The 11,899-nt window shown below is 52.0% G+C and carries 12 protein-coding genes and 1 tRNA gene; 6 read left to right on the top strand and 7 right to left on the bottom strand.

Annotated features, from left to right (window positions below):
* Positions 1-80 precede the first annotated feature (80 nt).
* On the bottom strand, positions 81-836 hold the full coding sequence (gene mlaA, locus APU02_RS11665) for a phospholipid-binding lipoprotein MlaA (protein ID WP_042290774.1): 756 nt from the start codon (positions 834-836) through the stop codon (positions 81-83).
* 289 nt (positions 837-1,125) lie between these two features.
* Between mlaA and APU02_RS11660 the strand changes: the two genes are divergently transcribed.
* Together APU02_RS11660 and APU02_RS11655 are read left to right on the top strand one after the other, a co-directional pair.
* Positions 1,126-2,067, top strand: coding sequence for a formate/nitrite transporter family protein (locus APU02_RS11660; RefSeq protein WP_042290775.1), 942 nt, complete (start codon positions 1,126-1,128; stop codon positions 2,065-2,067).
* A 75-nt stretch (positions 2,068-2,142) separates the two neighbouring features.
* Positions 2,143-2,214: transfer RNA gene (locus tag APU02_RS11655), tRNA-Arg, on the top strand.
* A gap of 188 nt (positions 2,215-2,402) precedes the next feature.
* Here the strand turns inward: APU02_RS11655 and APU02_RS11650 are convergent.
* The 4 genes from APU02_RS11650 to APU02_RS11635 all read right to left on the bottom strand — a co-directional run bounded on the left by APU02_RS11650 (position 2,403) and on the right by APU02_RS11635 (position 5,368).
* Entirely contained in the window at positions 2,403-3,125 is a 723-nt protein-coding gene (locus APU02_RS11650; protein ID WP_042290782.1) for an amino acid ABC transporter ATP-binding protein, read from the bottom strand.
* Positions 3,112-3,876: an amino acid ABC transporter permease gene (locus tag APU02_RS11645; protein WP_060570089.1), complete on the bottom strand. Its 765-nt coding sequence runs from the start codon at positions 3,874-3,876 to the stop codon at positions 3,112-3,114. Before APU02_RS11645 ends, APU02_RS11650 begins: the two co-directional genes overlap by 14 nt.
* Before the next feature lie 66 nt (positions 3,877-3,942).
* Complete coding sequence (locus APU02_RS11640; protein ID WP_060570088.1) at positions 3,943-4,710, bottom strand: basic amino acid ABC transporter substrate-binding protein; 768 nt, start codon at positions 4,708-4,710, stop codon at positions 3,943-3,945.
* 415 nt (positions 4,711-5,125) lie between these two features.
* Positions 5,126-5,368: a YfdY family protein gene (locus APU02_RS11635; protein ID WP_060570087.1), complete on the bottom strand. Its 243-nt coding sequence runs from the start codon at positions 5,366-5,368 to the stop codon at positions 5,126-5,128.
* Positions 5,369-5,789: 421 nt separating this feature from the next.
* On the opposite strand from APU02_RS11635, the gene lpxP reads away from it, so the two are divergent.
* On the top strand, positions 5,790-6,710 hold the full coding sequence (gene lpxP, locus APU02_RS11630; protein WP_042290789.1) for a kdo(2)-lipid IV(A) palmitoleoyltransferase: 921 nt from the start codon (positions 5,790-5,792) through the stop codon (positions 6,708-6,710).
* A 367-nt stretch (positions 6,711-7,077) separates the two neighbouring features.
* A complete protein-coding gene (gene ypdK / locus APU02_RS26215; RefSeq protein WP_010723117.1) occupies positions 7,078-7,149 on the top strand; it encodes a membrane protein YpdK in 72 nt (23 codons plus the stop codon).
* Between the two features lie 156 nt (positions 7,150-7,305).
* On the opposite strand, the gene alaC is transcribed toward ypdK, so the two are convergent.
* Positions 7,306-8,544, bottom strand: a complete 1,239-nt coding sequence (gene alaC, locus APU02_RS11625) for an alanine transaminase (protein WP_042290790.1) — start codon at positions 8,542-8,544, stop codon at positions 7,306-7,308.
* Between the two features lie 385 nt (positions 8,545-8,929).
* Here alaC and ypdA point away from each other — a divergent pair, with 385 nt between their 5' ends.
* A complete protein-coding gene (gene ypdA, locus APU02_RS11620; RefSeq protein ID WP_120714890.1) occupies positions 8,930-10,624 on the top strand; it encodes a two-component system sensor histidine kinase YpdA in 1,695 nt (564 codons plus the stop codon).
* A 14-nt stretch (positions 10,625-10,638) separates the two neighbouring features.
* Positions 10,639-11,373, top strand: a complete 735-nt coding sequence (locus APU02_RS11615; RefSeq protein ID WP_060570086.1) for a LytTR family DNA-binding domain-containing protein — start codon at positions 10,639-10,641, stop codon at positions 11,371-11,373.
* Positions 11,374-11,415: 42 nt separating this feature from the next.
* Here APU02_RS11615 and APU02_RS11610 read toward each other — a convergent pair whose 3' ends face one another.
* Positions 11,416-11,898, bottom strand: coding sequence for a cold shock domain-containing protein (locus APU02_RS11610; RefSeq protein ID WP_042290793.1), 483 nt, complete (start codon positions 11,896-11,898; stop codon positions 11,416-11,418).
* Between the last annotated feature and the right edge of the window lies 1 nt (position 11,899).

The raw sequence follows: 11,899 nt of genomic DNA, 5'->3' as shown, positions 1-11,899 counted from the left end.
TTATGCATCCAAAAAATCATCGTACCCGCTAACGGCGCGAACGCCAGGCCCGGCCAGACGCTTCGCGGTCCGGTATTCATTTATTCTGAGTCGATCTCTTTTAAATCGTCCTGGATCGCCTGCGCGTTCGGGTTTTCTTGCGGCTTGAGCTTCCCGCCGTTGGCAATGAAGTCGTGACGCTGGAAATAAGCCTCACGCACCAGGATGTACGGATCGGAAGACTGACGCAACAGGCCGTCGGAGTCCAGCAACTGAGCACGCGTTTCAATCCCTTCGAGGGTCCACTTACCGATCGACATCGGCCAGGTCAGCCATGAAAGGACTGGATATAGCGTATCGGCCATATCGCCGCCATCCTCACGCAGCGTCCAACTGCCATAGAACGGTAACTGGACGTAAGGGCCATAGCCTACACCGTAATGTCCTAAGGTGCTGCCGAAGCGATGCGGCTCAACGCGCTGCAGTTTCGGGTTCGCCATACCGGCGACGTCAATAAAGCCGCCCATGCCGAGAAGGGTGTTCAGGAAGAAACGGGTGAAATGCACCATCCCCTGATACGGATCGCCCTGCAGAAAATAGTTCACCATGACCGCAGGTTCTTCGAGGTTGCCGGTGAAGTTGCTTAAACCATTACGGGCTGGCTGTGGGACATAATCACGCCAGGCGACAGCCACCGGTCGAACGACATACGGATCCAACACGTTAAAGTTGAAATTGTACATGGTGCGGTTAAACCCTTCTAACGGATCTGAACGCCCCTGTTGTTCTGTACCGGAACTCGCACACCCCACCAGCAGTGTGGTTCCCAGCGCAAGCGCCGACAGGCGAAGCTTCATAAATGTCTCCCTGTTAATTATGGCTATCGCGGATTGCCATCCATGACGGAACGCTAACGTATCCGCCTGTTAAGGTGTGAGCGATTGTAACAGCACGTCAAACGATGTCTATATCACCGCGCCTGTTGAATTGATCATAGCCTGGCTATGCACTCGCGTAGCGCTTCTATTCTAGCCGGAAGCAGAAAAACAAACGTTACCATTTTTGCGATTTCAGAGTTTCTCACCCAGGTATCCAGCGAAAAGCCGCTACGCTTTATCTGACAGGCGCGCATCCAGGAGGCGAATTATGGATAATCTCGAAGACGATAAGATCGACAAGCATAGCGATGAACTGGAAGTAGAAAGCGAGGAAAAACAGAGCGGGAAAAAGATAGAAGTGGATGAGGACCGACTCCCCTCACGGGCAATGGCCATTCACGAACATATCCGCCAGGATGGAGAGAAAGAGCTGGAGCGTGACGCGATGGCGCTGCTGTGGTCCGCTATCGCGGCCGGACTGTCGATGGGCGCCTCGCTGCTGGCAAAAGGCATCTTCCACGTGCAGCTTGAGGGCGTGCCGGGCAGTTTTTTACTTGAGAATCTCGGTTATACCTTTGGTTTTATCATTGTCATTATGGCTCGCCAGCAGCTGTTTACGGAAAACACCGTGACGGCGGTTCTGCCCGTCATGCAAAATCCCACGGCGGGCAATTTTGGCCTGCTGATGCGTCTGTGGGGCGTGGTGCTGCTGGGTAACGTGCTCGGTACCGGCATTGCCGCCTGGGCGTTTGAGTATATGCCCATTTTTGATGAAGAAACCCGTGACGCGTTTGTCAAAATCGGCATGGACGTGATGAAAAACACGCCGACCGAAATGTTTGCCAACGCGATCATTTCCGGTTGGTTAATCGCGACCATGGTGTGGATGTTTCCGGCAGCCGGCGCGGCGAAAATTGTGGTCATCATCCTGATGACGTGGCTGATTGCCCTGGGCGATACCACCCATATCGTCGTGGGATCGGTGGAGATCCTTTACCTCGTCTTTAACGGCACCCTGCACTGGAGCGACTTCTTATGGCCGTTTGCCCTGCCAACACTGGCGGGTAATATCTGCGGCGGTACCTTTATTTTCGCCCTGATGAGCCACGCGCAGATCCGTAACGACATGAGCAATAAGCGTAAAGAAGAAGCGCGACTTCACGCCGAGCGGTTCAAAAAACAGCAGAAAGAGCAGGAAAAACAATCCTGAATGGCGATGGTTTGAGCAGTCAGGCGGCACCGTACTTACTCCGGCGAACAAAAACCGCTATACTCGTGCCGCTTCGTCCCCTTAGTTAAATGGATATAACGAGCCCCTCCTAAGGGCTAGTTGCAGGTTCGATTCCTGCAGGGGACACTTTCTCATTCACTTCCCCCTTCCCTGTTTATGCCCTAATAGTTCTCTCAGCGGCTTGCCGATTCATGGTATGACGGAAATGCGTGCGGGCGCAGCATGGGCAGAAAATCACTGTCCCTGACTCAGCCCGCACGTTGAGTGGTGCGACGACGCAGAGGGCGTTGATGCCGTTCCGCAGGTTTCCGGCCTTACAGCACTTTACTCAGAAATTCGGCGGTGCGGGGATTAGCCGGCGAAGTAAAGAGCGTCTCCGGCGAGCCTTCTTCCTGAATAACGCCGTGGTCGATGAAAATCACCCGATCCGCGACCTCCCGGGCGAAGCCCATTTCATGGGTCACGATGACCATCGTCATCCCTTCATCGGCCAGTTTTTTCATGACCTCCAGCACATCACCGACCAGTTCCGGGTCCAGCGCCGAGGTTGGCTCATCAAAAAGCATAATTGACGGGTTCATCGCCAGCGCGCGGGCAATCGCGACGCGCTGCTGCTGTCCACCGGATAAACGGGACGGCCAGGCATCGCGTTTATCACTCAGTCCGACTTTTTCGAGCAGCATTTCAGCCCGGCCGATCGCCTCTTTACGCGACACCCCCTGAAGCATTTCTGGCGCCATGATCAGGTTTTCCAGCACCGTCATATGCGGAAACAGGTTAAAACGCTGGAACACCATTCCGACGCTTTCACGCATTTTGTTGAGATCGGTTTTACGATCGTGTACCGCAAAGCCGTTCACCACCACTTCGCCTTCCGTCACCGATTCCAGCGCGTTCATGCAGCGCAGAAATGTACTTTTGCCTGACCCTGAAGGCCCAATGATGCACACCACCTCTTGCGGCTGAATGTCACAATCAATGCCGCGCAGCACAGGGTTGTCGCCAAAGTGTTTATGTAAATTTTTAATGTGGATCACTTTTACCGAACCTCTTTTCCAGACGATTAACCAGTTGCGCGAGCAGGAAGGTGAGCACCCAATACACCAGCGAAATGGTCAGATAGGGTTCCCAATAAGTGGCGTAGGCGCCCGAGACCGTACGCGCCGCATACGCCAGATCGGCAAGCCCGATGGCCGACGCCAGAGAGGAGTCTTTGACAATCGCGATAGCGTTATTGCCCAGTGGCGGAAGAATACGGCGAAAGGCCTGTGGAAGAATCACTTTGCGCATGGTTTTCCACCATGGCATTCCGAGCGCGCGTGAGGCTTCCATTTGTCCAGGGTCAATCGACTGGATCCCCGCACGAAAGATTTCAGAAACGTAAGCGCCTGCGTTCAGCGTAATGGCGACGATACAGGATAAAAACGCGCCATAGCCCGACCGCAGTTCGCGGGCAACGTCCGCGCTCATGATTCCGCTGGTCACCAGTATCCCATCACGCGGGTTAATGAACAGGGGAACCAGCGCAAAATGGACCACCATGATCTGTACAAACAGGGGCGTGCCGCGAAACGCGCTGACGTAAAAGCGCACCGGAAACTGAACCAGATAGCGCAATGCATACTTCCAGAAGCCATGTTCGGCCTTCGCCATTCGGCCAAGGCCCAGCGTCAGACCCCAGAGCGTGCCGAGACAGACGCAAATGATTGTGCATTTAATTGTCATCCACGCGCCTTCCATAAAGAGCGGCGCATACTCCTGGATGATTTCCCAACGAAATCCCGTCATGGTATTCCCCTGCAAAAAGGCTGACACTCACTGTGTGTCAGCCTAAAAAGAAAGAAAAAGAAAATGTTACTCAGCGGGAAGCGTCGGCACTTCGCTGTCGAACCAGGTTTTGTAGATTTTATCGTAGGTGCCGTCAGCGATAATCTTCTTCAGCCCGGCATTGATTTTTTGTTGCAGCTCGGTATTACCTTTGGCAACCGCAATGCCAAAATACTGACGTTCGAATTTTGCATCGGGTACCAGCTTGAACTGTTTTTCCGGGTGCTGCTTGATGTAATACTTCACCACGCCAACATCGCCCACCGCCGCGCTTACGCCATCTTCAAACAGCTCCTGTAGCATCAACGGGGTGTTGTCAAAGCGTTTAATCGCCGTGCTGTTTTTACCCAGTACACCGGATACCACGATGTCGCCGGTGCTGGAGTTCACCACCCCGACCTTTTCCTCTTTTAGCGATGCCAGAGAGGTCACAGTGGAATCAGCAGGAACAACTATCGACTGCTCAGCCGGGAAGTAAGGATGGGAAAAATCGACCATCTGCTTGCGCTTATCGGTGATGGTGATGCCTGAAATGATAATGTCGCGATCCCCGGAATTTAGCGTGGCGAAAATGCCTTCCCACGGCGTGTTGACCAGTTTGACCTCAAAATTTTCCGCTTTGGCGATGGCTTTAATGATGTCGATATCAAAGCCTTCCAGTTGTTTCTGGCTGTTTTCAAACTCAAACGGGCGATACGTTCCGCCAGCACCCACGACGTATATCTCTTGCGCCGCCATCGCTGCGCCCGTCAGGGCGATCATCAAACAGCCTGCTTTCATCCACTTACTGAACATCTGACGCTCCTTCATTGTTTTTATGCACATTTATTGCATAAAAATACACACACAACGGTTCTGATGCAAACACTATCTGGGCAGGGTGTTTATCAATGGAGAATGAGGATCAAGGGAGACTAAAAAAGACGGAAAACGGCGCGCCAATATGTGTAGATGACGATAATGAAGAATTTTCCGAGTACTGCTTAAGGTTAATTTAAGCCAACCTGCGACTGGCCTAAAGATTATTATTAGGATAATTGTCATTAAAAAAGCAGATTCTGAAAAAGATAGCCACGGCTATGTTCCATTTACGCGATCAATCTGAAAATGGCATTCGCACTCTCAGATTATTATGCGCATGAATGCGAATGCCGGTGAAATAAAAATAACAATGCCGCATACAAATGAAAGTACATTACCTTCAGATTAATTAACGTTTTCCGTAGCCCACCATAAAACGAATCATCAGGCCGCAGGCGGGAGAAAGGAAAAGAAACAATCCCGTGACCATTTCGTCACCAACGGTCAACCACATCGTCAGATAGTAAATGATAGCGGCGAGCACAACCATCCCGATGAAGGCGCAGACGGCGGAACCCCAGCCTAAAACCTGGCCGACATAGCCGCTAACGCCCAGTATACTTACCGCCAGAAACGCCCAGAAAAAGATCATCGCCGTGCCTCCTTTTGCGTGTAGCCGTAGCGTAAGCCCTTACTCTCCTTACACTTTCCATCTTATGCCAAAGCGATAGCCTCGGCAAATATTGCAACTTTTATTTAACAACCGTACGTTATGCGAATATTCCGTATTGTTCTTTTTTAACATCCTTAAAAACAACAAATTATAAACAGCGTAATTATTTTATCCTCACCATAAAAATATTTACGCTTCTTGATTAATTATTTGTAGCTGACGTTGATCGGGTGATGGTACATTATGTGTCCAGCATTCATGCCCCTCGTGGTTTTATCCTGAAGCAGTTTTACACTCTTTACGGGAACCATTGTCGTACATGATGGACTAAGAATTGAGTGTACCGCGTTGGACTCCACATCTTCTGCGATACAACATTTATTATCGGCAGAAGGTCTCTATGTTCCCAACATGCAAATTTTCCCGCGCGTTTTTGCATCCGCGCTACTGGCTCACCTGGTTTGGTCTGGGTGTTCTCTGGTTACTGGTGCAATTGCCTTACCCTGTCCTGCGCGCGCTTGGTACCCGTACCGGTACGCTCGCCCGTCCGTTTCTGAAACGCCGCGAATCCATTGCGCGTAAAAATCTTGAGCTTTGCTTTCCGTCTTATACCGCCGAACAGCGGGAAACGATGATCGTTGAAAATTTCCGCTCGCTCGGTATGGCGCTGCTGGAAACCGGCATGGCCTGGTTCTGGCCCGACCGTCGCGTGCGTAAATGGTTTGACGTTGAAGGCCTGGATAACCTGAAACGCGCCCAGATGCAGAACCGCGGCGTTATGGTTGTGGGCGTGCACTTTATGTCGCTGGAGCTGGGAGGACGCGTCATGGGTCTTTGCCAGCCGATGATGGCGACCTACCGTCCGCATAACAATCCGCTGATGGAGTGGGTGCAAACCCGGGGCCGTATGCGTTCCAACAAAGCGATGATTGGCAGAAACAACCTTCGCGGTATTGTCGGCGCGCTGAAAAAAGGCGAAGCCGTGTGGTTTGCGCCGGATCAGGATTACGGCCCGAAAGGCAGTTCCTTCGCACCTTTCTTCGCCGTGAAGAATGTCGCTACCACGAATGGTACCTATGTGCTGTCACGACTGTCGGGGGCGGCAATGCTCACCGTCACGATGGTGAGAAAGGCCGACAACCACGGTTATCGTCTGTATATCACCCCACAAATGGAAGGCTATCCGACGGATGAAAGCCAGGCGGCAGCCTACATGAACAAAATCATCGAAAAAGAGATCATGCGCGCGCCGGAGCAGTATCTCTGGATCCACCGCCGCTTCAAAACCCGTCCGTTAGGTGAAGCATCCCTCTACGTTTAAAAAGGCCGCAAGGCCTTTTTTATTGCTGCAACCAGAATAACCTTGATTTTATTCCGGTTTTATTGCGTCTCTTCTGCCCTGATATTGGCGTCGCTGAAGTGCAATTTATTACTGGCGGAAATTAAACTGTCGCCGAATCACGACACTTGTAAGTTACTAAAAGTAAATAAGAAAATGCCACTTGTCTCACTCCATTTTTAGGCGTACATTAGCGCCGTCTGGAGCAAAGAAGCACAGAATTCTGAGGCGGTGCCAGAGGTCAGTTCGGGAACATTCCGAGTTTCCGTGTTGCGGGTACCGGCTCTCTATAATCAAATGAGATGAAAATTCATTCAGGCGTATCAGTCACGACGCGGAGAGATGAAACGTGAAATATTTCTTTATGGGCATTTCTTTTATGGTCATCGTTTGGGCCGGTACGTTTGCCCTGATGATCTAAAGACAGCAATGCAGCAAAAAAACAGGAGCCGCCAGGCTCCTGTTTGCTTTTGTCGGCGTTATGTCATTGCTCTATGAGTTTACTGCTAAAGGCCTGATAAACGCAGCGCCATCAGGCAAAATGTCCACCCGCCCGGTACACCGCTAAAACGGTGGTTTAGCTGGCGGATTCAGAAACGGACTTTGCCGCAGCAGGCAACAGCCCGTCCGCGCGGAACATTGCTTTGATACCTCTGATAGCCTGACGAATACGATCGCGGTTCTCAATGAGCGCAAAGCGCACGTGCGTATCGCCATAGTCACCGAAACCGATGCCCGGCGACACGCAGACCTTTGCGTCATTCAGCAGTTTTTTGGCGAACTCCAGCGACCCCATTGCCGCATACTGTTCCGGGATTTTTGCCCACACATACATAGACGCCCTGGGCATATCAACCATCCACCCGGCTTCATGCAGCCCTTTCACCAGAACGTCACGGCGGCGCTTGTACTGCTCAGCAATGTCTCGCACGCACTGCTGGTCTCCTTCCAGCGCCGCAATCGCCGCGACCTGCAGCGGCGTAAAAGTGCCGTAATCATGGTAACTTTTAATTCTCGCCAGCGCGCTGACCAGCGTTTTGTTGCCGACCATAAAACCAATGCGCCAGCCCGCCATGTTGTAGCTTTTCGACAAGGTGAAAAACTCCACCGCCACGTCGCGCGCACCGGGCACCTGCATGATCGACGGCGCTTTCCAGCCGTCATACACGATGTCGGCATAGGCCAGATCGTGAACCACCAGCACGTCATACCGCTTCGCCAGCGCCACGACCCTCTCAAAAAATTCCAGTTCCACGCACTGGGCGGTTGGGTTCGATGGAAAACCGAGAATCATCATCTTCGGCTTCGGATAACTTTCGCGGATCGCACGCTCAAGCTCGTTGAAGAAATCGACGCCTTCCACCAACGGCACCGATCGCACCTGGGCACCGGCTATCACCGCGCCGTAAATATGGATGGGATAACTGGGGTTGGGTACCAGCACGGTATCGCCATGATCGAGCGTAGCCAGCATCAGGTGCGCCAGCCCCTCTTTCGAACCGATGGTAACAATAGCCTCAGATTCCGGATCGATATCGACCGCATACCGTTCCTGATACCAGCGGGAGATCGCCCGGCGCAGGCGCGGTATACCGCGAGAGGTGGAATAACCGTGCGTATCCGGGCGCTGGGCTACGGTGCACAATTTTTCGACAATGTGAGGCGGCGTCGCGCCGTCCGGGTTTCCCATACTGAAATCGATAATGTCTTCGCCGCGCCGACGCGCAGCCATCTTCAGTTCAGCTGTGATGTTAAACACATAGGGAGGGAGACGATCGATACGCGTAAAGCGACGTTCAGGGCGAGAGTCAGCCATAATTTCCTCAGATTAACGTTAGCGCCCGGACCGTCCGAGCGACGCTGCCACGATGGTGGCACGCTTAGAAAATAGCCTGAATAATTTCTCGCTGTCGAGAGGGAAAGGAAAATATTTTTCACCCACAAAAAGGGGAAGTACTATTTTAAACGGGGAAACATCGTAGTTTTACTGGTTTCGAAGGTTACTTTTTAATAACATTTTGTCCTTAAACTAATAACCAATCTGCCCACTGTTTTTGCAAGGGCCCTGTCATTAAACCGCTTTATTAACTATCCCCTTTTGAAAACAGGGTTTTTCCTCATTAGAAAGGTTGATGAGTACGCTGGTGATCGGCGCCACGGTTACCTATCATAGTGTTTTCCCCTTTTGGCCAGAGTCCTCCGTGCACGAAATATTTACTATGCTGCTGGCGGTGTTTGATCGGGCAGCGCTGATGCTTTTCTGCTTGTTCTTTCTTATCCGCATCCGACTGTTTCGCGAACTGCTGCATAAGTCGGCCCATACGCCCAAAGAGCTACTCGCCGTCACCGCGATTTTTTCGCTGTTCGCCCTGTTCAGCACCTGGTCAGGCGTTCCGGTAGAAGGTTCGCTGGTGAACGTGCGGATCATCGCCGTGATGTCCGGCGGGATTCTGTTTGGTCCCTGGGTAGGCATCATCACCGGCGTGATTGCCGGTACCCACCGCTATCTGATCGATATCGGCGGCGTCACCGCCGTCCCCTGCTTTATCACCAGCATACTGGCAGGCTGCATCGCAGGCTGGATCAACCAGCGGGTCCCTAAAGCGCAGCACTGGCGCGTGGGGATATTAGGCGGCATGCTGTGCGAAACGCTGACCATGATTCTGGTGATCGTCTGGGCGCCGACGACCGCTCTGGGGCTGGATATCGTTTCCAAAATCGGTATTCCTATGATCCTCGGCAGCGTCTGCATTGGCTTTATTGTGCTGCTGGTGCGAAGCGTTGAAGGGGAAAAAGAGGCCAGCGCGGCGCGCCAGGCCAAACTGGCGCTGGACATCGCTAACAAAACCCTGCCCCTGTTTCGCCACGTGAACAGCGAATCGCTACGTCAGATCTGCGAAATCATTCGCCATGATATTCATGCCGACGCCGTGGCGATCACCAACACTCAGCATGTACTGGCCTATGTAGGCGTCGGTGAAACAAACTACCGCGATCGCGACGACATGATTAGCCCCACCACCCGGCAGGCGATCAATTACGGAAAAATCATTATTAAAAACAATGATGAAGCGCACCGAACGCCGGAAATTCATTCGATGCTGGTGATTCCGCTTTGGGAAAAAGGTGTGGTGACCGGTACGCTGAAGATTTACTACTGCCATGCGCACCAGATCACTTCATCCCTGCAGGAGATGGCGGTGGGACTGTCGCAGATCATTTCGACCCAACTGGAAGTGTCGCGCACTGAACAACTGCGGGAAATGGCAAATAAGGCAGAGCTTCGCGCGCTACAAAGTAAAATTAATCCTCATTTCCTGTTTAATGCGCTGAACGCGATATCGTCGTCGATCCGACTGAATCCGGACACCGCCCGTCAGCTGATTTTTAACCTGTCGCGATACCTGCGCTATAACATCGAATTAAAAGACGACGAACAGATCGACATAAAGAAAGAGCTGTATCAGATAAAAGATTATATCGCCATTGAGCAGGCCCGCTTTGGCGATAAGTTGACGGTGATATATGACATCGACGAAGAGGTTAACTGCGCGATTCCCAGCCTGCTGATTCAGCCGCTGGTGGAAAACGCTATTGTCCACGGTATTCAGCCCTGTAAAGGGAAAGGCGTGGTGACCATCAGCGTGGCGGAATGCGGCAATCGGGTGCGCATCGCGGTGCGCGATACGGGTCACGGCATCGACCCGAAAGTGATCGCGCGCGTCGAATCCAATGAAATGCCTGGCAATAAAATCGGTCTGCTTAACGTCCATCATCGCGTTAAGCTGTTATACGGGGAGGGCCTGCATATACGGCGTCTGGAACCGGGCACCGAGATTGCCTTTTATGTTCCCAATCAGCGGACTGCCGCCTCACCGGCCACGTTATTGCTTTAATCCGGAGGAATACAGTGAAAGTCATCATTGTTGAAGATGAATTCCTTGCCCAGCAGGAACTGAGCTGGCTGATTAAAGAGCATAGCCAGATGGATATTGTCGGCACGTTTGACGACGGGCTGGACGTGTTGAAGTTTTTACAGCATAACCGCGTCGACGCCATTTTTCTGGATATCAACATCCCGTCCCTCGACGGCGTGCTGCTGGCGCAGAATATCAGTCAGTTCGCGCATAAGCCCTTTATTGTGTTCATCACTGCCTGGAAAGAGCATGCGGTGGAAGCGTTTGAACTGGAAGCATTTGACTATATTCTCAAGCCGTATCAGGAGTCCCGCATTGTTGGAATGCTGCAAAAACTGGAAGCAGCCTGGCACCTGCAGCAGTCCGGCGCGGCAACGGCGGGCGCGGTTATACGGGAAAATGACACCATCAATCTGGTTAAAGACGAGCGGATCATCGTCACGCCGATCAACGATATTTATTACGCCGAAGCGCATGAAAAAATGACGTTTGTCTATACGCGGCGTGATTCATACGTTATGCCTTTCAACCTCACGGAGTTCTGCAATAAGCTGCCGCCTGCCCATTTCTTCCGCTGCCATCGTTCGTTCTGCGTTAACCTGAACAAAATTCGCGAGATCGAACCCTGGTTCAACAATACCTATATATTGCGGCTAAAAGATCTGGAATTTGAGGTGCCGGTGAGCCGGAGTAAGGTGAAAGAGTTCAGACAGCTTATGCATCTGTGAAGGGGTAACCGGGCGCATCGCGCCCGTTTGCACGCCGCAATGTTAGATTTTGAGCAACTTCACCGTGGCGTCCACGTCAATCTCATCTTCGGAAAAGATCAACGTCGTTCCCTGAAAGGTGGTGATCGCCAGCTTTTTCACGGTCCGCATCTCGCCCGGCTTCACGGCAGATTTTGGACGGATATTGCTCATCAGAACACCGACCGACAACACCGCATTTTCTTTATCGATGGGGGCATCGACAGGCACTTCTTCGCTGAAGACCACAAACGATTTGATCGAGGTAAGCTTAAGCCGCTCGCCCGCAATGTAAATATATTTACTGTCCGGAATGACCTTCACCGCATACGCCGACAGCCCTTTGTTGTTGGTGGTGGGTTCGAAGGTGACCTGAGCATCTTTCTTAATCAGCTCCGGATTGGCGACCTTAATCACATGAAAGTAGCGATTATCGCCATTTTCATCTTTGATAAATCCGAAGCCTTTATCTTTAAACCACGTTGTGATTGTTCCGTTCATCGCCATT

Origin of the sequence: Citrobacter sp. 50677481 (assembly GCF_001463265.1) — a bacterium.
Taxonomy (GTDB): Bacteria; Pseudomonadota; Gammaproteobacteria; order Enterobacterales; family Enterobacteriaceae; genus Citrobacter_A; species Citrobacter_A sedlakii.
The sequence above is the reverse complement of the archived record's forward strand: the minus strand, read 5'-3'. Positions and strand labels throughout refer to the sequence as shown.